The 20753-nt window shown below is 69.1% G+C and carries 16 protein-coding genes and 1 pseudogene; 7 read left to right on the top strand and 10 right to left on the bottom strand.

The window, feature by feature from the left end; genetic code table 11:
• The first annotated feature begins 118 nt into the window (after positions 1-118).
• Positions 119-2830, top strand: coding sequence for an FtsK/SpoIIIE domain-containing protein (locus tag V5D55_RS14235; RefSeq protein ID WP_435744127.1), 2712 nt, complete (start codon positions 119-121; stop codon positions 2828-2830).
• Between the two features lie 20 nt (positions 2831-2850).
• On the opposite strand, the gene V5D55_RS14240 is transcribed toward V5D55_RS14235, so the two are convergent.
• A complete protein-coding gene (locus V5D55_RS14240) occupies positions 2851-3846 on the bottom strand; it encodes an asparaginase (protein WP_435744129.1) in 996 nt (331 codons plus the stop codon).
• A gap of 31 nt (positions 3847-3877) precedes the next feature.
• On the opposite strand from V5D55_RS14240, the gene V5D55_RS14245 reads away from it, so the two are divergent.
• Positions 3878-4375: an OsmC family protein gene (locus V5D55_RS14245; protein ID WP_435744131.1), complete on the top strand. Its 498-nt coding sequence runs from the start codon at positions 3878-3880 to the stop codon at positions 4373-4375.
• A gap of 22 nt (positions 4376-4397) precedes the next feature.
• Here the strand turns inward: V5D55_RS14245 and V5D55_RS14250 are convergent, their stop codons facing one another.
• Positions 4398-5195, bottom strand: a complete 798-nt coding sequence (locus V5D55_RS14250; protein ID WP_435744133.1) for a lysophospholipid acyltransferase family protein — start codon at positions 5193-5195, stop codon at positions 4398-4400.
• A 123-nt stretch (positions 5196-5318) separates the two neighbouring features.
• Here V5D55_RS14250 and V5D55_RS14255 point away from each other — a divergent pair, with 123 nt between their 5' ends.
• Positions 5319-6284, top strand: a complete 966-nt coding sequence (locus V5D55_RS14255) for an FKBP-type peptidyl-prolyl cis-trans isomerase (protein ID WP_435744135.1) — start codon at positions 5319-5321, stop codon at positions 6282-6284.
• Between the two features lie 37 nt (positions 6285-6321).
• A complete protein-coding gene (gene dxr / locus V5D55_RS14260; RefSeq protein WP_435744137.1) occupies positions 6322-7404 on the top strand; it encodes a 1-deoxy-D-xylulose-5-phosphate reductoisomerase in 1083 nt (360 codons plus the stop codon).
• Positions 7405-7416: 12 nt separating this feature from the next.
• On the opposite strand, the gene V5D55_RS14265 is transcribed toward dxr, so the two are convergent.
• The 3 genes from V5D55_RS14265 to V5D55_RS14275 form a co-directional block, all read right to left on the bottom strand.
• Positions 7417-9039, bottom strand: coding sequence for a Mur ligase family protein (locus V5D55_RS14265; protein ID WP_435744139.1), 1623 nt, complete (start codon positions 9037-9039; stop codon positions 7417-7419).
• A 95-nt stretch (positions 9040-9134) separates the two neighbouring features.
• Complete coding sequence (locus V5D55_RS14270) at positions 9135-9833, bottom strand: YcnI family copper-binding membrane protein (RefSeq protein ID WP_435744141.1); 699 nt, start codon at positions 9831-9833, stop codon at positions 9135-9137.
• Positions 9834-9933: 100 nt separating this feature from the next.
• The gene (locus V5D55_RS14275) at positions 9934-10521 is read right to left on the bottom strand and encodes a hypothetical protein (protein WP_435744143.1); all 588 of its coding nucleotides are present in this window, start codon (positions 10519-10521) and stop codon (positions 9934-9936) included.
• Positions 10522-10586: 65 nt separating this feature from the next.
• Here V5D55_RS14275 and V5D55_RS14280 point away from each other — a divergent pair, with 65 nt between their 5' ends.
• The gene (locus V5D55_RS14280) at positions 10587-11900 is read left to right on the top strand and encodes a M50 family metallopeptidase (RefSeq protein ID WP_435744145.1); all 1314 of its coding nucleotides are present in this window, start codon (positions 10587-10589) and stop codon (positions 11898-11900) included.
• Between the two features lie 46 nt (positions 11901-11946).
• On the opposite strand, the pseudogene V5D55_RS14285 reads toward V5D55_RS14280, so the two are convergent.
• Positions 11947-13829 (bottom strand): annotated as a pseudogene (locus tag V5D55_RS14285) (chorismate-binding protein).
• A 251-nt stretch (positions 13830-14080) separates the two neighbouring features.
• Here V5D55_RS14285 and ispG point away from each other — a divergent pair.
• Together ispG and V5D55_RS14295 are read left to right on the top strand one after the other, a co-directional pair.
• A complete protein-coding gene (gene ispG, locus V5D55_RS14290) occupies positions 14081-15211 on the top strand; it encodes a flavodoxin-dependent (E)-4-hydroxy-3-methylbut-2-enyl-diphosphate synthase (protein ID WP_435744146.1) in 1131 nt (376 codons plus the stop codon).
• Positions 15212-15253: 42 nt separating this feature from the next.
• On the top strand, positions 15254-16117 hold the full coding sequence (locus tag V5D55_RS14295) for a hypothetical protein (protein WP_435744148.1): 864 nt from the start codon (positions 15254-15256) through the stop codon (positions 16115-16117).
• Between the two features lie 22 nt (positions 16118-16139).
• Here V5D55_RS14295 and V5D55_RS14300 read toward each other — a convergent pair whose 3' ends face one another.
• The 4 genes from V5D55_RS14300 to V5D55_RS14315 form a co-directional block, all read right to left on the bottom strand.
• Positions 16140-16832: a nucleotidyltransferase domain-containing protein gene (locus V5D55_RS14300; protein WP_435744150.1), complete on the bottom strand. Its 693-nt coding sequence runs from the start codon at positions 16830-16832 to the stop codon at positions 16140-16142.
• Between the two features lie 48 nt (positions 16833-16880).
• Positions 16881-18296, bottom strand: coding sequence for an RNB domain-containing ribonuclease (locus V5D55_RS14305; protein WP_435744153.1), 1416 nt, complete (start codon positions 18294-18296; stop codon positions 16881-16883).
• A 34-nt stretch (positions 18297-18330) separates the two neighbouring features.
• Positions 18331-19596 carry a DUF222 domain-containing protein gene (locus tag V5D55_RS14310; protein ID WP_435744155.1) on the bottom strand — a complete coding sequence of 422 codons (1266 nt, stop codon included), beginning with the start codon at positions 19594-19596 and terminating at the stop codon, positions 18331-18333.
• A gap of 144 nt (positions 19597-19740) precedes the next feature.
• Positions 19741-20739, bottom strand: a complete 999-nt coding sequence (locus V5D55_RS14315) for an alpha/beta hydrolase family protein (protein ID WP_435744158.1) — start codon at positions 20737-20739, stop codon at positions 19741-19743.
• Positions 20740-20753 lie beyond the last annotated feature (14 nt).

Here is a 20753-nt window from a genome sequence, read left to right on the forward strand (position 1 = left end):
GCGCCTGTGGACAGGCGCGATCCGCTGGGTATCGTGCGGTGCACTGATCGGTATGGAGTCTCTGCCGATCGCTCTCCCCGCCGCCCCCGTCCCCGCACGACGACCGACGTTGCCGTTCATGGCAGCCATCGTCCCGGTCGCCGCGGGGGTCGTGCTGTGGTTGGTCTCCGGCTCCCTGATGGCCCTCTGCTTCGCCGCCCTCGGGCCGCTGATGCTGGTCGCCTCTCTTCTCGACTCCGCGCGGAGCAGACGCCGCGACCGACGACGTGGCCAGGCGGAGGCCAACGCGGGTTGGGTGGCAGCGGAGGCTGAGGTCCGCAGCAGGCATGAGGCAGAGCGCGCCGCTCTCCGGCTGCGTGAGCCCGATGTCGCGTCGTGCCTCACGCAGCCGCCTCTCCGAGGTGCTCACCCGCCGGAAGCGGCGACAGCGCTCGTTGTGGGGAGCGGCACGGTGCCCAGCGGCATCCGATGCACTGGCGGCGACGACGAACGCGGGCGCGCGTTCCGCGAGCGCAGCGCCTCGCTCCAGGATGCGCCGATCACAGTGCCCCTCGGGCGCGGCGTGTGCGTGAGAGGAACCGCGCCTGTGGTCGCCGCGGCCGCGCGCGCGTTGGTGGTGCAGTTGTCGTTGCGCTTCAGCGCGACGCAGCTCTCGCTCGTCGGCGCAGATGTCGAGCGGATCGGGCTCAGCACCCTCCCGCATGCGGCCAGGGAGCGTCGCGGCAGCTTTCGGTTGGGCGTCGCGACTGCCGAGTCGGACCGCGTGGACGCGGACGCTCTGATCTGGCTGGCGGAGACCGGTGCCGACGTGCCGGAGGGCATAACGACCGTCATCGATGTCGTGGAACCGGGAGCGGCGGTCCTGCGCACGCCTCAGGGCATCGTCGAGGTCGCAGTGGAGTGTCTGTCGGCGGCCCAAGCGGGAGAAGTGGCTCAGACGTGCGCACGGCAGTCGGATGACTCCGATGCGCTGCCGGAGACGGTGTCGCTGCATGAGTTGTCGCAGATCGCCGGACAGGAAGGGTTGCCGGCGATGATCGGACAGGGCGAGCGCGGAGAGATCGTGGTCGACATCGTCGAGCACGGCCCCCATGCCATCGTCACCGGCACCACCGGGACGGGGAAGAGCGAACTGCTCGTCACCTGGGTCACGGCGATCGCCGCACAGAACGGCCCCGAACGGGTCATCTTCATCCTGGCGGACTTCAAGGGCGGCACGGCATTCGAGCCCCTGCGGGAACTTCGTCAGGTGGCCGCCGTGATCACGGACCTCGACGAAGAAGGTGCCCGGCGCGGAGTGTCGAGTCTCACCGCTGAACTCCGACGTCGCGAGGCTCTGCTCGCGTCGGCGGGGGTGCGCGACATCCGTGATGCGGCGATGCCCCGCTTGATCATCGTCGTCGACGAGTTCGCCGCGCTCCTTCAGGAGCATCCCGACCTCGGGGCGGTGTTCACCGATGTGGCAGCGCGCGGGCGCGCGCTCGGGATGCATCTGATCCTGGGCACCCAGCGGGCGACGGGCGTCGTGCGAGATGCGCTGGCGGCCAACTGCCCGCTGCGGATCAGCCTGAGAGTGGGTGACCCTGCCGACAGCAGACTCGTCATCGGCACGAGCGCCGCGGCCGAGCTTCCCGGGGGAGTGACGTCGCGCGGTCTCGGCCTGCTGTGGCGGCCGGAGGATCGTGTTCCCCTCGCGATGCGCGTCGCACTGACGTCCGCCTCGGATCTGCGACGTGTCGGCATGCGGTGGGCCGCGTCGGATCCGCCTCGCAGTCCCTGGCTCCCGGCGCTGCCCACCCGTCTCCCGCTCGCCGAGCTGGCCGCACACCCTGCTTCCGCGGCCGCCGCAGGACGTCGCGCTCGCAACCCCGCTGCGGTGGCGGGAACCGTCCTGCTCGGTCGCGCCGATGACCCGGAGCATCAGGCGCAACCTCCTGAGGTGCTGCGGTGCGGCGTCGATCGCGGTCTGGTCGTGCTGGGAGCGCCTGGTTCCGGGCGAACCGCTGTGCTGCGCGTGATCGCCTCTCAGCTTCCGGATGTGGTCTGGGTACCGCGCGATCTCGAGGGCGCATGGGATCGCGTCGCGGCCTGGGCGTCAGGCGCGGAGGCGCCGCCAGCGGTCGTGCTCTGCGACGACCTCGACGCTCTGCTCGCGGAGCTGCCATCCGAGCACGCCCAGCAGTTCGTTCAGCGCTGGGAGCAGATCCTTCGGACGGCTCGCGCGAGCACCTTCGTCCTGACCGCGACGCGCGCTGCGGGTCCTGCCGGCCGGCTGCTCGACATGGTTCCTCGGCGTGCGCTGCTGCGGATGTCGAGCAAGGTCGAGCATCTGGCGGCCGGCGGAGAGCCATCGGGGTTTGTGCGGGAGCGACCACCAGGGCGTGCCCGCATCGGCGACCGCGAGGTGCAGTTCGCCTGGGTGGAGTCCGGTGGGAGTGGCGGGCGGGACGAGTCGGAGGCGGAATCGTGGACCCCGGTGTCCGCGGTCACGGCAGTGGTCACCCCCGGTGCCAATGGCGTGGCGGCACAACTCCGTGCCGCCTATCCCGAATGCGAAGTGATCCTCGCGGGCGCCGAACCGGTGCGGCCGACCGCGCGTCGCATCCTGGTGGCCGATGCCGAGACGTGGCAACGCAGCTGGTCGGTCTGGCAACGCGTCCGTGGCGAGGGCGAGATCCTCATCCGCGCGGAGCACCCCGCTGATCTGCGCCAGCTCGCGGGTGTCAAGGAGCTTCCGCCGTACGCCAGACCCCACGCCGGACGCGCCTGGTCCGTGCGCGACGCGGATTCGCCGCGCCGCGTGGTGCTGCCGGCGCTCACACCGCGATGATCAGTGTCGGCGTCGGCTCGTCAGATCCCTGCGCCGGGGCGAATGACCCCGACGTTGTTTCCGCCGCCGAGGACCTCGAGCGGGAGGGCCTCGCTGAGCGAACGCACTTCCGCCTCGTCCAGGCCGCCGTTGTGGGCGAGCAGAGTAGCGGCGACGATCGTCGAGGCGCGAGCCGCACCGTCGAGCATCTTCAGCGCCACGGTGGTCCCGTTCGGGGCGACCATGACCATGACGCCCTCCGCGCCGCCCTTCGTGAACACACCGAGCTTCTCGATCGCGATGGTGTCGGGTCGGCCCGGCCCTTCGATCGTCCACGGATTCTCGCGCACGGCGCGGACCAGGGACCCGGCCACCCGGTGCAGTGCGAACGGAGAACGGTCGGAGGCGGTGCCGATGCGGTGGATGGCGCGGGCGAGTCCGGTGAGCGTCAGAGCATGAACGGGTGCACCGCAGCCGTCGATCGCGGTGTGGGCGATCTTCTCGCCGGAGAGGCGCTCCACGACCTCACGGATGTGCGTCTGCAGGGGATGCGTCGGATCGAGGTATCCATCGGTCGGCCAGCCGGTCGCCACGCAGGCGCGGAGCATCGCGGCGTGCTTGCCCGAGCAGTTCATGCGCACGCGGGCCGTCTCACCGTGTTCGCGCACGAGCTCATCGCGCGTGGCGGAGTCGCTGGGCCATGCTGCCGGGCAGCCCAGATCGTCTTCCGTCAAGCCACCTGCGGTGAGGATGTCGCGCACCACCGAAGCATGCCGATCCGTGCCGGTGTGGCTCGCCGTCGAGAGAGCCAGTTGTTCGCCTTCGAGCGCGGCTCCCGCCGTGATGCACGCCACCGCCTGCAGCGGCTTGAGGCTGGATCGCGGGAGGACGAGCGCCTCGACGTTCCCGTGTCGTGCGACGACGTCTCCGTCGGGGGAGAGCACGACGGCGACACCTGCGTGACGCGACTCCACGAACCCGCTTCGTTCGACGACGGCGAGTTCGACGGCATCTTGAACAGTGAGAGTCTCCGGCACCCGTCGATTCTATCCCTGGCAGACTGGTCGCATGGCAGAGCAACAGACCTCCCGTGCACTCGGCGAGCACCGCTACGCGCTCACCACCACCTGGACCGGGAACGCCGGGACCGGGACGAGCGGCTATCGCGACTACCGCCGCGACGTGACCATCGAGGTCGAGGGCAAGCCCGAGCTCCTCGCGTCGGCGGACAAGCCGTTCCGCGGAGATCCGTCGCGGTGGAACCCGGAGGACCTGCTGCTGGCCTCGCTGTCCGAGTGCCACCTCCTCTCGTACCTGCACGCGTGCGTGACCGCCGGCGTGGTCGTCGTGTCCTACAGCGACCGAGCGAACGGCATGATGCGAGAGGACGGATCCGGCGGTGGGTCATTCGTCGAGGTCATGCTGCACCCGGTGGTCGTCGTCGCAGAGGAGTCGATGATCGAGGCCGCCGAGCGGGCCCATGCACAGGCCAACGAATGGTGCTTCATCGCGAACTCGATGAACTTCCCCGTGCGCCACCAGGCCACGGTCACTGCGGTCGCCTAGCGCCTGCGTCTGGCGCCCGGCGTCAGCGACGTTCGTGGGGCAGCGCCTGCTTGATCTTCTCGATCGTGCCCTGTGCGGGAGCCTCGTTGTAGGCGCCCGCGAGCTCCTGACCGGAGAGCGCATGGATCGCCGCCATGATGTCGTCCGTGGCCAGTCGACGGGCACGCCCGCTGGTCGCAGGACCGTGCGGCGAGAGGTCGAGCGGCTCGCCGAAGCGCACCGTGATCCGCTCCGACCGCGTGGGGACCTTGGCGCCCACCGGCATCACCTTGTCGGTTCCGATCAGACCGACCGGAACGACGGGTGCACCCGTCTGCAACGCCAGGAAGGCGACGCCGGTGCGACCCTTGTAGAGGCGACCGTCCGTCGAGCGGGTGCCCTCGGGGTACAGCGCGACCGCGAGGCCCTCGTCGAGGAGCTGACGCTGCAGATCGAGCGCGTCGAGCGCGGCCTGTCCGGCACCGCGGCGTACCGGGATCGCGCCGATGGACTGGAAGAAGGTGCGGCTGAGCCACCCGCGAAGACCGGCTCCCTCGAAGTACGTCGATTTCGCCAGGAAGTGCACGGGGCGCGGAGCGGCGACCGGGATCGCGATCGAGTCGATGAAAGACAGGTGGTTGCTCGCGAAGATCACGGGGCCGGTGAGGGGGACGTTGTCCCTGCCTTCGATTCGCGGACGATAGACGAGGCGCGCAAGTGGGCTGATCAGTCCGCGACCCAGCGAATAGGTGAAGCCGGCGTGGCGAGGCTTCGAGCCGTCTTCGTCCGAGGCAGTCGGTGCTGACGAGGATTCGGGCTCGACGGACTGCTCAGAGGTCATCAGAGCAGGTTACTCCCGGATCCATGCCATCGCGGGAATGAAGACTCTCGACGCGCCTCCCAGCGCGGGCAAAGGGGGATGAGGGAGGATGGGGTGTCCTGCCCGCGATCCAGAGGTCTCACTGTGCGCAAGCGTCCGCTCATCGTCCTGTCCACCGTCGCTGCGGCGACCCTGTTGCTCGCGGGCTGCGCCGGCGGTGCTACGCCGGAGAGTTCGAGCACCCCCGAGCCGACGGCGTCGAGCACCTGTGCGCTCGACGCGAAGGCCGGCGCGACCTCTGACTCCGTGGTCCTGAAGGGCGAGGGCGCGGACACGAAGGTGACCGTGCCTGCCGATGCGGCTTTCGCCGGCGTCGAGCGCACGGTCGTCAGTGAGGGCGACGGCGAGGAGATCGGCGTGAACGACCTCGTCTCCGTGCAGTACCAGATCGTCGATGCGAAGACCGGCGAAGTCGTCGACTCGTCGGCTCGTGGCGAGGACGGCCTGCTGCCCGTGCTCCTCGACACCAACCAGTCTTCCCTGTTCGTCGCGGCGCTCGAGTGCAAGCCCGTCGGATCGCGGATCGTCCTCGCCCTTCCGGGCAGCGTGCTCGGCGAGGGTGTCGGCAATGTCGTCGTCTACGCCGAGGCCGTCGAGCACCTCCCCGAGGTCGCCACCGGCAAGCCCGTCGACCCGACTCCCGGGATGCCCACGGTGAAGCTCGACGACAAGGGCGTTCCGACCGTGACCATCCCCGATGAGGATGCGCCGACGAAGACGGAGGTCGCGGTCCTCAAGCAGGGTGACGGCCCGACCGTCGGCGCGGGAGACCTCGTCGTCGTGCAGTACCTCGGCGTCAAGTGGTCCGACGGCAAGGAGTTCGACTCGAGCTGGAGCCGCGATGCGGCGCCCTCGCAGTTCCAGACCTCCGGAGTGGTCGTCGGCTTCAAGAAGGCTCTGGAAGGCCAGAAGGTCGGCTCCCAGGTCGTCGTCAAGATGCCGCCGTCCGAGGCCTATGGCGAGGACTCCACCAGCGAGCTCCAGAAGGAGAGCCTGGTCTTCGTCGTCGACATCCTCGCGACCACGCCCGTTCAGCAGCAGCAGCAGTAAGCGCGGCGGCCGCCAGTCGGTGTCATAGGCTGGCGGCATGCGTCGCATCATCGTCCTCGGCTCCACAGGTTCCATCGGAACGCAAGCGCTGGACGTGATCCGCGCGAACCCGCGGCGGTTCGAACTCGTCGGCCTCGCGGCCGGCTCCAACGCGGAGATGCTGGCAGACCAGGCCGCGAAGTTCCAGGTCGAGGACACGGCGCTGGGCGCTGACGAGGCCGAGCAGCTCGTCCGCGATGTCGAGGCCGATGTGGTGCTCAATGCGATCACGGGATCGATCGGTCTCGGTTCGACGCTGGCGGCGCTGAAGGCCGGACGAACCCTCGCGCTCGCCAACAAGGAATCCCTGATCGTGGGCGGCGAGCTGGTGCTCGCGGCCGCCGCACCCGGGCAGATCGTCCCCGTGGACTCCGAGCATTCGGCCCTCGCGCAGGCGCTCCTGGCGGGGACCCACGCCGAGGTGCGCCGACTCGTGGTGACGGCATCCGGCGGACCGTTCCGCGGCCGCACGCGCGAGGAGCTGACCGAGGTCACGCCGGCGCAGGCGCTCGCGCATCCGACATGGGACATGGGGCGGATGGTGACGACGAACTCGGCCACCCTCGTCAACAAGGGCCTCGAAGTGATCGAAGCACACCTGCTGTTCGACGTCGCCTACGACGACATCGACGTGGTCGTGCATCCGCAGTCCATCGTCCACTCGATGGTCGAGTTCATCGACGGATCCACGATCGCGCAGGCGTCACCGCCCGACATGCGCCTGCCGATCTCACTCGGTCTCGACTGGCCGAACCGCGTCGGCGGCGTCGGGCGACCGCTCGACTGGACCACGGCCTCCTCGTGGACGTTCGAACCGCTGGACGGCAAGGCCTTCCCGTCGGTCGCGCTCGCGAAGGCCGTGGGCCGCGCCGGCGCCACGTTCCCTGCCGTGTACAACGCGGCGAACGAGCAGGCCGTGGACGCCTTCCACGAAGGACGTCTGTCGTTCCTCGGCATCGTGGACACGATCGCCCGTGTCGTCGATGCTCATGAGCCGCCGGACGCGCTCACGGTCGATTCGCTCGCGGCCGCCGAAGTGTGGGCGAGGCGCACCGCTGACCGTCTGATCGCGGCCGTCTGAGGCTTCTCGCCGTCAGTCCTCGTCGGTGTACGGGACAGGCCAGCGCGAATCCGGCACCGGCCACCCTGCCGCACGCAGAGCCCGCCGAGCGAGCTCACGCGCCGAGTAGGGTGTGCGGACGCCACGGATGTCGCGGTAGTCCTGATGACCGGGCCCCGCCCAGAGAATTGCGTCACCGTCACCGACCAGTCCGACTGCCGCGACGATCGCCCTCTCCGGCGGGGAGTACTCGTGGATCTCGGCATCCGGTCGAGCCGTGCGCGCCCCCGCGATGAGGGTCGCCCGGATCGATGCAGGATCTTCGAAACGCGGGTGGTGATCGGTGACGACGAGCACGTCGCTGCCTTCGACCGCCGTGCGCGCCATGTCGAATCGCTTGCTCGCATCGCGGTCGCCGTCGGCGCCGAACAGCATGAGCACCCGACCGGGCGTCACACGACGCACGGCAGCGAGCGTCTTCTCGAACGCGTCGGGGGAGTGCCCGAAGTCGACGAAGACGGCAGGTCCGCGGTCGCCCGAGACCAACTGGGTGCGCCCGGGGAGATAGGCGCGGATGCCGCCGTCTCGGGAGAGTGCGTCGACGATGCGCTGCCAGGCGTAGCCGCCCTCCAGCAGCATCACGATCGCGAGTGCGGCGTTGGCGGCCATGTGCGGGCCGATCACGGGGACGGTCGTTGTGAGGGAACCTGCGGGGCCGGTCATGGTGAAGGTCGTCCCGGCGGCTCGCTCGTCGTCGATCACGACGACCCAGTCGGCCATGGCGGCGGCCTCAGGGTCTGCAGCGATCGACGGCGTCCCGACCGTGACCACGGGGATTTCGGAACGGTCGACGACGATCGCGCCCGAGGGGGAGTCGAGGCAGATGACGCCGCGGAGGGCGCGGTCGGGGCGGAAGAGCGGAAGCTTCGCCTCGAAGTACTCCTCCATGTCGGCGTAGTCGTCGAGGTGGTCGTGGCTGAGGTTCGTGAACCCTGCAACGTCGAATCGGATGCCGTCGACGCGGTGCCGGGAGAGAGCCTGGGCGCTCACCTCGACGGCCACGGCTTCGACCTCGCGCTCGCGCATGAGTGCGAGCAGCGCGTGCATCTCGGAGGCCTCCGGCGTCGTCAGCCGAGAGACGATGACTTCGCCGGCGATGTGCCGCTCGGCCGTCGACGAGAGTCCGGTGACCACGCCCATCTGGTCGAGGATGCCTTCGAGGAGGTGCGAGACGCTCGTCTTGCCGTTGGTGCCGGTCGTGGCGAAGAGCAGCGGCAGCGGGTCGTCCGCCCCGGTGCCGTACACCCAGGCGCTGAGATCGCCGAGCGTTCCGCGCGGGTCGTCCACCACGATGATCGGCAGTCCGGTCTCCGCGGCGATCGCGGCCCCCGGCTCATCCGTGATGACGGCCACGGCGCCCTTCTGTGCCGCGTCGGCTGCGAAGTCGGCACCATGGCGATTGACGCCCTGGATCGCGACGAACGCCTCGCCGGGGCGAAGATCGGCGGTGGCGAGCGTGATGCCGGAGACCACGGTGCCGTCGACGTCGCCGCGCACGGAGCGGGCGAATCGGGAGGCGAGTTCGGACAGCTCACGCCGGGGCGGGTTCGCGGGGCGGAGCACGGGAGGCAGGCTCGGTTGTTGTTCAATCGACATGTCGAAACCATGATCTCACGGCGGCGGTGAGAACCCGGGCCGCGGCACGTCCGCTCCCGCGTCGGCCTGCGACGCGTGAGCGGACGAGCGGTCGATCAGACGCGGCGGCGGTAGGCGAGCACCGCGACCACGAGGGCAGCGATTCCGGCGGCGAGCCCGCCGGCACCGAGAACGGTGGGCAGCGGGTCGGCGGCGGCGGTCTCGCCGGCGGCATCCGTCTTCGGTGTGGTCGCGTCGTGCGCTCCGTGTCCGTCGGCCGTCGCCGCGGTCACGGTCACGACGGGAGCGGGCGAGTCCAGGCTGTGCGGGTCCTCGCCTTTCTCGGCGAGCTGGGTCCACTCCGTCGCCCCGTCGACACACTCCTGCACGACGGGGAAGGCCAGCGTTTCGGGCGTGTCCTCATCGAGTCCGACGGACATGCTGACGGCACCGCGGAGGTCGGTCGGCACGGGCGCGAGCGCGGTGTAGGTGACCGCGCTCACCAGGCCGTCGTCGCCGCGTGCGACGTCGATCTTCCAATCGCCGTCCATCGTGGGAGCGACGGATGCGAGGCCTTCCGGCATCGTGATGCGCAAGGCCGTGGTGGGGGAGTTGTCGCAGCCGTGCGAGAACGAGAACGTGAGGACGCCGTGGTCTCCGGCGACGAGCTCGTCTGGGCTCACTCCGACGTGCGCACTGGCCATGGTCGGGATGGCAAGCGCGAGAACGGTGCCGCCGATGACGGCCGCAGTGGCGATGACGGCCCGTCGAGTGCGCCGCGGGGCGGTGGGGGTTGTGCGGGTGCTGCTGGACATGAAGAAGTCTCCTGATTGCTCGTGAAGGCGGGCGCGCCGGAACGACGCGGGAACCCGCGAGGGTGCTGCTGCTGAAGCAGCGGATCACATGTGCGGCTGGTCAGCTGCGCAGGAGCGCAGGCGGTCCGCGTCGGGAGACGGCGGATGAGACCGCGGCGTCGTAGGCCGGGAGAGCGAGCGAGGGGAGCGAGACGGGTCGCTCGTGGTCGGCCGGTGCGACGGGCGCGGCACGACGCAGCAGGGCATGGACCCATCCGGTGACGACGCGGACTAACGACTCCCCGTGCCAGACCAGGAGCGTGGTCAGGACCGCGGCGACGACGTGGGCGAAGAGCATCGAGGCGTCGGAGGCCGCGGCAGGTGCGACGGGTCCGAGCATCCGCAGGTCGATCTGATGCACGTGTCCAGCAGCTCCCGCCATGCCGGAGCCGCCTGTCGGCGAGCCGAGTGCCTGGAACACGAGGTGGAACGCGGCCTGCGAGAGGAGTACGACCGCGGCGACCCGGACCGGAGAATCACGCACGCCGACCAGCAGCGCACTCAGCGGCGTCAGGAGTGCGATGACCGCGAGGATCAGCAGGGGATGCGGAGCAGCTCCACCGCCGAGTGTGTGCGACACGGCGGCGATCAGCGTGGCGACGGAGGAGACGGCAGCGGCACGCACCAGTCTCAACTGCCGGGAAGTCACCGGCACAGCCTATCCGGATCGGCGGGCCGGGCTGATTCCTAGGCGGCGGGCAGTAGCGTTGGCACGTGGAAATCCTGCTCTATGTGGGCGGCATCCTGTTCATGCTGATCGGGCTCGGCCTGTCGATCGGTCTGCACGAGGTCGGCCATCTCGTCCCCGCCAAGCTCTTCGGCGTGCGCGTCGGCCAGTACATGATCGGTTTCGGCCCGCGGATGTGGTCGAAGCGCATCGGTGAGACCGAGTACGGATTCAAGGTGCTCCCGCTCGGCGGGTTCATCTCCATGTCGGGCATGTACCCGGCCTCGAAGAACGCCGGTCCCGCGCGGGGGATCTTCCGCACGCTGATCCAGGACGCGCGCTCTGCGAACGACGAGACGATCGCCGAAGGCGCCGAGGATCGCGTCTTCTACAAGCTTCCCGTCTGGAAGCGCGTGATCATCATGCTCGGCGGACCGTTCATGAACCTGATCCTCGCGACGATCATCTTCACCGTCCTCGTCTCCGGCATCGGGGTGCAGCAGGGCACGACGACGATCGCGTCCGTGACGGAGTGCGTGGTGCCGGCGGGCTCAAAGGCCACCGAGTGCTCTCCCGACGACCCGGCGTCGCCCGCGGCTGAGGCGGGGATCAAGCCGAGCGATGTGATCGTCTCGATCGACGGTCAGCCCGTGTCGACCTTCGCGGAGGCGACCGCCATCGTGCAGGATGCTCCCGGCGAGACGCTGAGCATGGTCGTCCGCCGCGACGGCGCGGAGAAGACGCTGCGCATCACCCCGATCGCCGCCGAACGCAAGATCACGGATGCCAGTGGTCAACCGGTCCTGGACAAGGCCGGAAACCCGGTCGTGAAGACCGTCGGTTACGTGGGCATGGGCTCGCAGATGGGCTACGTGCAGCAGCCGCTCACCGCCGGTCCGCAGATGGCGGCCGACAACGTGAGCCGCGTGGCGTCGTTGATCGTGACGCTTCCGGTGCGGCTGTGGGACATCGGGGTGTCTCTCGTCACCGGAGGCGAGCGCGACCCGAACGGGCCGTTGAGCGTCGTCGGCGTGGGACGTCTCGCGGGCGAGGTCGCCGCGACCGATGCCCCGGTGCTGAACCGCTTCGCCGTGCTGCTGGGGTTGCTGGGATCACTGAACGTGGCGCTCTTCGTCTTCAACCTCATCCCGCTGCTGCCGCTCGACGGTGGTCACGTCGTGGTCGCGCTGTGGGAGGGCATCAAGAGACTGTGGGCGAAACTCTTCCGTCGCCCCCCGCCGGCGCCCGTCGACGCGACGCGGCTCGTGCCGCTCACGGTCGTGGTCGCGGTGCTGCTGATCGCGATGGGCGCGCTGCTGCTGGTGGCCGACCTCTTCAACCCGGTCACTCTCCTGCAGTAGCGTTCCGGCGCAGGGTCGCGAGCGGCGATTCATCCAGCGAGCGGATTCAGGCCAGCGCGTGCCGCACGAGCCGCTCGAGCGTGCGGATGCCGTCGCGGGACAGGATCGACTCGAGGTGCCCCTGCACGGACGCGAAGTGCTTCCCGCGAAGCGCGTAGACGTCGCCGGAGCCGGCATCCGCCGACACCTCCGCTGGTCCGACGCTCGTCGTCCCCGGTGCGACTCGCGCCGTGAAGGTGTTGTAGAACCCGATCGATGCGTCCTCGCCGAACACGGGCACCGACTTCTGCAGCCCCTGATGCGGCGCATCGAGCGACGTCAGCTCGATGCCGAACCGGTCGCTGAGGATCTGGTGACTCAGGCACACCGCCAGCAGCGGCGCGCCCGCGTCGAGGCGCCGGGACACCACCTCCCGCATCCGTGAGATGCGGGCGCTCGCGGCATCCCGGGGGTCGCCGGGACCGGGCCGGCGACGACGATGTCCGCGGCGTCGAGATCAGCATCCTGAACAGCGCTCCAGGCGCTGATCGTCACGGAGAGCCCCAGGTGACGGAGCTGATGGGCCAGCATCGTGGTGAAGCGGTCCTCCGCGTCCACGACCACGGCGGTGCGGCCGGCGAACGGTCCGCCCAGGTCGTCGCCCTGCGGGTTCAACCAGAAGTCCGCGAGGCGGGCGTTCCGCGAAGACAGCAGCGCGGCGATGGTCGGGTCGTCGGCGAGGGCACGCTCGTCACCAGGGGCATCGGCGTCACTGCGTGCTTCTGCGACGCGGTCGCGGTCGATCGCGCCGATCGCGCCCAGCACACCGGCGGCCTTGCCGTGGGTCTCGGACACCTCGCCGAGCGGGTCGGAGTGCCGCACCAGCGTCGCGCCTACGGGAACGCTCAGTGCACCGTCGTGGAGGTACACCGTGCGGATGAGTATCGGGGCATCGAGGTCGTGCCCGCCGTCGGCATTCGGCGTGAACAGGGCGGCGACCCCGGAGTAGTAGCCGCGCGGCTTCTTCTCATGACGACGGATCACCGCACAGGCGTTCTGCATCGGCGAACCGGTGACGGTCGGAGCGAACATCGTCTCGCGGAGGATGTCGCGGGGATCGAGGGCGCTGCGTCCGCGGAGCATGTACTCGGTGTGGGTGAGGCGCGACATCTCCTTCAGATGCGGGCCCGTGATCCGTCCGCCGTCGGAGCACACCGCGCTCATCATCTTCAGCTCCTCATCGACGACCATGAAGAGCTCTTCGGTCTCCTTGGTCGAGGAGAGGAAGTCGACGAGCGTCTCCTTCGTCGCGCCTCCTGACGGGTGGCGGAAGGTCCCGGAGATCGGGTTCATCGTCACGATCCCCTCTCGGGCGACCACGTGCGCTTCGGGGCTCGCGCCGACGGCGATCTGTCCGGGCGTGAAGACCGCGAAGGTCCAGTAGGCGCCGCGCTCGTGCGTCAGGAGCGCACGGAACCAGGTGAGTGCGGCGGTGCGATCCGCCACGTCGATGCGAGCGGTGAAGTCCCGTCGGATGACGAAGTTCGCCCCCTCGCCGTGGCCGATCTCCTCTGCGATGACCTTCTCGACGATGGCCGCGTATTCCGCGTCGGGGATGTCGAAGCCGTCGTCGCGCAGCGGCACCGGAGTCGACGGGAGCGCGGCGAGCAGCTCGGGGGTGGGCAGATGGGTGTGTTCGTCGATGACGATGCAGCGCAGCGGTGCTCCGTCGTCCTGCGCGACGAATTCGCGCTCTCGCACCTGGCGATAGGGGACAAGCGCGAAGACCTCGCGCGGCACGCCGTCGACGTCCAGGGGGATGTCGCCGAGCAGATCGACGTCGATGACGTCTCCGGTGAGGAGTTCGACGGTGTCGGCGCCGTCGCGTGCGATGAGCACGAAGGATGCCGCCGGGTCGGCGCTGAGCTCGGCGAGTCGTGAGAGGGTCATCGATGTCTCCTGTGCAGGGCTCCGGCTCGGCTCAACGAAAAGACCGCCCCGGAGGCGGTCTGAATTCGTGGGAACGCGAACACACCGCCTAAGAGGCGGGCCACCAGGTGAAGTTCGCGAGCATGGGGTGAAAACTACCACACCGTCGGTGCCTGCCTCGGGCGCATGACGCGGAGAGCGATGGGGCCAGCATCCAGCCCTCGTGCATCCTGGCGGCGTAGGCTGGACGGGTGCCAGCAGTGAATCTTGGGATGCCGAAGGTCCCCGTCGTCCTTGCCCCTCGCCGCAAGTCCCGCCAGATCAAGGTCGGCAAGGTGCTCGTGGGTGGTGACGCCCCCGTCAGCGTGCAGTCGATGACGACCACGAAGACGACCGATATCAACGGCACTCTCCAGCAGATCGCCGAGCTCACGGCGTCAGGGTGCGAGATCGTGCGGGTGGCCGTGCCGTCGCAGGACGATGCCGACGTGCTGCACATCATCGCGAAGAAGAGCCAGATCCCGGTCATCGCCGACATCCACTTCCAGCCGAAGTACGTGTTCCAGGCGATCGACGCCGGGTGCGCGGCCGTCCGCGTGAACCCGGGGAACATCCGCAAGTTCGACGACCAGGTCGGCGCCATCGCGAAGGCGGCCAAGGATGCGGAGGTCTCCCTGCGCATCGGCGTGAACGCGGGATCGCTCGACCCGCGCCTGCTGCAGAAGTACGGCAAGGCGACTCCGGAGGCGCTCGCCGAGAGCGCGCGCTGGGAGGCGTCGCTGTTCGAGGAGCACGACTTCCACGATTTCAAGATCTCGGTCAAGCACAACGATCCGGTGATCATGGTCCAGGCGTATCGCCTGCTCGCCCAGATGGGGGACTGGCCGCTGCATCTCGGGGTCACGGAGGCGGGGCCGGCGTTCCAGGGCACGATCAAGAGCGCCACGGCATTCGGCATCCTGCTCGGTGAGGGCATCGGCGACACGATCCGTGTCTCGCTGTCCGCCCCGCCCGCTGAAGAGGTCAAGGTCGGGCACCAGATCCTGCAGTCGCTGAACCTGCGCGAGCGGAAGCTCGAGATCGTGTCCTGCCCGTCGTGCGGGCGCGCTCAGGTCGACGTGTACACGCTCGCGGAAGACGTGACCGAGGGGCTCAAGGACATGACCGTGCCGCTGCGCGTGGCCGTCATGGGCTGCGTCGTCAACGGCCCCGGCGAGGCACGTGAGGCCGACCTCGGCGTCGCTTCCGGAAACGGCAAGGGGCAGATCTTCGTCAAGGGCGAGGTCATCAAGACCGTTCCCGAGGCTGACATCGTCGCCACGCTGATCGAAGAGGCTAATCGTATCGCCGACGAGATGGGCCCCGAGGCGCCTCTCGGCACGGCGCAGGTCGTCACCGTCTGATCCCGCTCTCGCGCTGACCTGCGTTCCGACAACAGGAGTTCCATGTCCTCCACGATCGTGTCCTTCGCCGACGGTTCCGTGACGGGCGACGGCGTCGTCCACAGGGTCGAGTCGTCACCACACGGCGTCATCGTCGTCGTCGACGCGACGCCGTTCCACCCCGTCGATCACACCTGGCCGGATCAGCCGGGCGATTCCGGCGCGCTGATCGCGGGTGACGTTCGCGCCGAGATCGTCGAGGCTGTCATGGCAGCCGCAGGCGACGACGGCGAGTTCGCCGTCGGAAGCGACATCCCCGTCAAGCGCGGCGCCGAGGGGTGGACCTGGCTGGTGGGTCATCGGCTCACTGCGGACGCTCCTGACTGGCTCGTGCCCGGTGTGGAACTCTCGCTCGCGGTCGACTCGGCGCACCGCGCGGGTCTCAGCAGAGGGCACACGGCGTGCCACCTCGCGTCGCTCGCGCTCGATCTCGCGGTCGCCGACCTGTGGCGGAAGGATCCCGGGACGGACGCGATCGGCAATCCGGACTTCGAGGGGCGTGCGAACCAGACCAGCCGTATCCACGAGGACGGCGCGGTGGACGAGTACCGTCTCGGCAAGAGCCTGCGCCGCGCGGGGTTCGACACCGAGGCGTTCGCTGCGACGCTCGCGTCCCGTGAGGAGGCGGCCAATGCGCAGCTGGCCACGTGGGTCGCTTCCGCCGCTGCGAGCCGCATCGAGACCGAGGGGCCGACCATCGTGGACCGCCGGCGCTGGCACTGCGAGCTCCCCGAGGGCGAAGCGGTGATCCTGTGCGGCGGGACGCACGTCCGATCGCTCGCGGAATTCGCCTCGATCACGGTCGCGCTCGATCTGACGGATCCTCAGCTGCTGGTGATGACGACGACTGCGATCCCGGCGGACTGATCGACGCTCGTCGTGCGGCTGCTCAGCGCACGAATCCGGCCTGCACCCTGCCCCCGGCACGCTGGAGCTCGTCCTCCACGCGGTCTACGAAGGCGGCGTGATCGCCGGCCAGCAGGGGGATGCTGAGCGCGTCCGCGCGGTGCGGGCTGAGGGCACGCAGGCGGCGGGGCAGCCACTTGCCGGTGGCGATCCAGCGATTGTCCGCGAGCAGTATCAGTTCGGCGGTCCGCTGGAAAAGAACGGATGACAGCACGTGCTGCTCCAGCGGATCGGTCGCGTCGCGAAGATCGTCCAACAGGTCGGTGATGAAGTAGCGGCGGAGCGACGATTCGGCATCGTCGAGCGTCGGACCGTCCTCGAGGATCGTGCGCCAGCGTCGTCGCAGCTCCCGGGTCTGGATGTCTTCGCGGATCGCGATGCCTTCGACGAGCATGTCGACGATGACGGGCCGGTGTTCCGCGACACCTCGCTCCGCCCACTCGACGAAACCTGCGGGGGTGTAGGCGAAGACCTCGATGATCTCGCCCTCGAACTCGTGCGTGGCCGCCGCACTCGTCTCCGAAGCATCATCGAACAGTGCCTCTCCGATGAGGAGGAGGTCGATGTCGCTGGTCGCTGTGCGCTCGTCACGCGCTGTGCTGCCGCCCACGACGGCGGTCGTGGCCTGAGGGTAGGTGCGGGCGATGAATTGTTCTGCGGCGTCGAGAGGGTCCACGCCGTCAGGGTATCCGGCCACGGTTCTCGTGCTCACTCGCGCGCTCGCTCAGGCAGAGAATTCGACTTCGCCGAGAGCGATGTCGGCTCGGACGACGCGGAGCCGTACCGCGTCGCAGGGTTTCGTGCCTGCGGGGACCGGGGCCGCGGCTGTCACTGCCGGGTCCGCGATCTGGATCTGTGCGCGCTCGCCGCGCAGCGCGATGACCGTCGCGTCGATCTCGCTCCCGACCAGGGGGCTGAGCAGTGCGGCTTCGACGCAGTTGATGGTGGCGGAGTTCAGGCGTGACGCGCGCTGGCCTGACTCCTGCATGAGGGTGGGGAGTTGCTCGAGGGACTCGCGGGCCCACGCGGGCGCCTCCCGTCCGTGTGATGCCTCAAGGCAGATCGCGAGGGTCCAGCGGTCCACGAGTCGTCGAAGAGGCGCTGTGGCGTGGGCGTAGGATGCGGCGATCGCGGCCTGGACGGCATCCTTCGGCGCTGTCCCGTCGAACGCGAGGTAGCCGGCGCCGCGGAACAACGATGCGGCCGCCTGCAGTACGGGAAGGGTCATCGGGTCGGCGCGGTCGAGGGCGCGAAGGTAGTCGCCGTAGGGGCCGGATGTCCACGGTCGGCCGAGAGCTTCGGTCTGGTGCCGGAAGGCATCGAAGGCGTCGTCGTCCGGTTCGGGCATGGTGCGCAGGATCCCGACGCCGGCCTCGAGCATCATGGTGGCCGCAGCCATCCCCGTCATGAGCGAGAGCTGTGCGTTCCACTCCTCGACCGGGAGCGGGCTGGCGCGTTCGATGGCGTAGGTGCCGTCGGCATTCCGGACGACCTCCTCGCCGGGGAGGTTGAGGCTCGCGCCGCCGCGCACCCGTTCCTGCTCGATCCGTAGGCGGCCGATCTCGGGCAGCAGGCTCGCTGGCCCTTCTTCGCCGCGATCGAGCGACTGCTGCGTCGTCACGTAGTCGAGCTGCGCGCGGGAGCGGATGAGGGCGCGTTCCAGGCGGAAGTCGGCGGCGGTGCCGTCGGAGGCGAGCCCGAATGTCCACACCAGGGCCGGTCTGTCGACATCGGGCAGCAGCGAGGCGCGGTCTTCGCTGAGAACGGCCGGGTGCAGGGGGATTCTGCCGTCGGCCGCGTAGAGCGTCTGCCCGCGCCGGCGCGCTTCGGTGTCGACGGCGCCGCCGGGAGTGATGAACCCGGGGACGTCGGCGATCGCGTAACGGACTGTGTATCCGGAGCCGTCGCGTTCCAGGTGGAACGCTTGGTCGAGGTCGCGGGCGCCAGCGGGATCGAGCGTGGCGAAGGGGACGTCGCGCAGGTCGAGGTCCGGCGCTGCGCCGGTCGATGCTTCCGCTTCGGCGAGGGCTTCGGCGGGGAAGTCCACCGGCGCGTCGAGCGATTCTCTGAGCGCGGCCAGCGCGGCGGCGAGCTCGGTCTGTGCGGCGGATGGTGCGACGTGCGATCGGCGCTGAGGCATGTCTCCACACTAGGTCGAGATACTCGTGACTCCGTCAGAACGGCGCGGGGGAGGCGTCTTCGGTGAACGTGACGGTGTTCGGGGGTGGGGGTCTATCGATGTAGACCTGTCCGGTGGGGCTGGTCCAGGCGTACAGCCCGTCGGTGACGGGTTCGACGTGCCAGGGCGTCTGGTGTTTCAGGACGTGGTGTCGCCGACAGAGGTGGCCGAGATTGCTTTCGGCGGTCGGCCCACCGCGTGCCGCGTCGTGGTGATGGTCGATGTCGCAGTGCGATGGTGGGTATCCGCAGGTGGGGAATCGGCAGCGTTGATCCCGGGCTCTGAGGTGCCGCTTCAGGTCGGCGCTCGGTCGGTATCGGTCGACGGTGAGGAGAGCTCCCGTGATCGGATGGGTGAGGATCCTGTCCCACCCGGATGCCGCGCCGGCCAGGCGTCGGGCCGTGACCGGGTCGATCGGGGTGCAGCCGTTCAGTTCCGCCGGGGTCGTGCCGCGGCCCATCAGCGTCGTGACGGGCACCGTGACGGAGACGCGAGCGGTGAGTGCGGCGAGGAGGCCGTTCGCACTGTCGTGACCGGCCGGAGCCCCGGTGAGGAGGAGGTCGAGCGCGATGTCAGCCCGGATCTGATCGAGGGTTCGCGAGTACGTTGAGTCAGTCGAGTCAGTCGAGTCGGTCTGGTCCCGCACGGTCTGGTCCCGCACGGTCTTCGCCATCTGTGTGATCCGGTCGAACGCGCCATGCACCAATGCCGCTGGCCCCCGCAACCCGAGTTCTGCCATCCCGTCGGGGAGGTCTCGCACCCACACGCCTCGCTTCTTCCGCGCGTCCTTGTGTCGGTCATCGATCGGGCGCGACTGGAAACGTTCGGCAACCCGTCGCGCTCGTCGGGCGACCCGGTTCGCAGACTCGGTCTCCGCGAACCCGATCAGCTCGACCGAGAACGCATCCCGGTCGGCCGCATCCTCCAGGTGCTCGCCGGCATCACAGATCACCCGCGCGTGCCCTGCGCTGATCAGTCCGGCGCCCTGCGCCCGCCACACCAGCGGAAACCGCTCCACCAGGAACGACGCATCCGTCATCCGTCGCTGCACTGTGCGGTCACTGATCCGCAGCGCGGCAGCGAACTCTGCGGCGACGGTCCGCAATGCCAGGTCCGCCTCATCCCGGGAATCGGCGTGCTCCGCGACCTCCACCGCCAGCCGTGACCCGACCGCGAGGAGCCCGTCCCGGACTGCCTGCATGCTGCTGATCGTGCTCTCGACCTCCACGAGCATGGTCGTGACCGCCTCCAATGCGTCCACCTGCTCGATTGTCGCGTCAACCAACCCCGTCATACCCTCACTCAATCAGTGGCCACCGACATTCGAAGGCCCAGATCAGGGCATAAAACAATATGCCGGTATACAAGCGATTGGAGGGTGGATGGTGGGAGGTCGATCGAGTCGTCAGTCACCGAATGACACCAGGAATGAGCGGTAGTCGTCGATCGTTCCCGAGGCGAGGAGGGCTCGTGGCCAGATGATGCCCGTCGTGAGACCGATGAGCTCGTTGTCCTCCATGACAGTGCGGGCGAGCGAATGCGCACCGTCGAGGTGGGACACGGTGAGATGCGATCCGAACGTCTCCGCATAGATCCGTTCGGTCTCCGCCACGTCGACGTTGCGGTCGTGAGCGCCCACCATCAGATGTACCGGGATCTGGCGCCCGGCGGCCATGCGCAGGTCCGCGGTGGCATCTGCGCCGTGGTTCGACATGACGAAGTTCCAGCGTTCCGCGCTCATCGGGTCGTCGTCGGTCGTCTCGACGAGGTATTCCTCGTGCGACGCGCCGCGTTCGAGCAGCTCTCGCGTCCGGTCGCTCTCCGCCAGGGCGAGCGTGCGAGTATCGGCATCCGCACCGTCGTGATCGAGCTCCGCGAGGAGGTTGAAGCGCCCTTGGCGAAGCCAGTTGATCGCTGTGCCCACGGCGACGACAGCGTCGATGTCGGTTCGTGAGGCGGTGATCTTCGGGAGCACCCACCCGGCCTGACTCGCACCCCACAGCACAATCGCGTCGGTCGGGATATCGCCACGGCGATGCGCCCAGTCGATTGCCGCAGAGACCTCGACGGCGCGGTCGTCCATCGTCTGCGACAGCCAATCGCCCTCCGATCCGCCGACGCCGGGCTTGCTCCAGGAGAGTGTCGCGAATCCGGCGTCGGCAGCGCCTTCGAACCAGGGCGCGTAGAGGCCGTCGTGGGTCGCTTCGACGGGAGCGTCCCCATGCACCATGATCACCACCCCTCGGGCGTCCTCGTCGTCGGGAAGCGTCAGCACCCGGGCGAGATCGCCGTCGGGTCCGGGGATCGTCACCGACCGCTGGGTGTAGCGGAACGTGTTGCCGACAGAGGCCGTGATTCCTGTCGCAGCGGCTATGAGCGCGATCGTCGTGACTCCGATGAGCATTCTTTGTTTCTTTT

The sequence above is a fragment of the Microbacterium sp. PMB16 genome (assembly GCF_051294855.1).
Taxonomy (GTDB): domain Bacteria; phylum Actinomycetota; class Actinomycetes; order Actinomycetales; family Microbacteriaceae; genus Microbacterium.

What these genes read in the sequence shown, in the direction of transcription:
- V5D55_RS14235 (WP_435744127.1), top strand. Translation starts at nt 119, where the DNA reads ATGGCAGCCATCGTCCCGGTCGCCGCGGGGGTCGTGCTGTGGTTGGTC.
- V5D55_RS14245 (WP_435744131.1), top strand. Translation starts at nt 3,878, where the DNA reads ATGGCAGAGCAACAGACCTCCCGTGCACTCGGCGAGCACCGCTACGCG.
- V5D55_RS14250 (WP_435744133.1), bottom strand. Translation starts at nt 5,195, where the DNA reads ATGACCTCTGAGCAGTCCGTCGAGCCCGAATCCTCGTCAGCACCGACT.
- dxr (WP_435744137.1), top strand. Translation starts at nt 6,322, where the DNA reads ATGCGTCGCATCATCGTCCTCGGCTCCACAGGTTCCATCGGAACGCAA.
- V5D55_RS14265 (WP_435744139.1), bottom strand. Translation starts at nt 9,039, where the DNA reads ATGTCGATTGAACAACAACCGAGCCTGCCTCCCGTGCTCCGCCCCGCG.
- V5D55_RS14270 (WP_435744141.1), bottom strand. Translation starts at nt 9,833, where the DNA reads ATGTCCAGCAGCACCCGCACAACCCCCACCGCCCCGCGGCGCACTCGA.
- ispG (WP_435744146.1), top strand. Translation starts at nt 14,081, where the DNA reads ATGCCGAAGGTCCCCGTCGTCCTTGCCCCTCGCCGCAAGTCCCGCCAG.
- V5D55_RS14295 (WP_435744148.1), top strand. Translation starts at nt 15,254, where the DNA reads ATGTCCTCCACGATCGTGTCCTTCGCCGACGGTTCCGTGACGGGCGAC.
- V5D55_RS14305 (WP_435744153.1), bottom strand. Translation starts at nt 18,296, where the DNA reads ATGCCTCAGCGCCGATCGCACGTCGCACCATCCGCCGCACAGACCGAG.
- V5D55_RS14315 (WP_435744158.1), bottom strand. Translation starts at nt 20,739, where the DNA reads ATGCTCATCGGAGTCACGACGATCGCGCTCATAGCCGCTGCGACAGGA.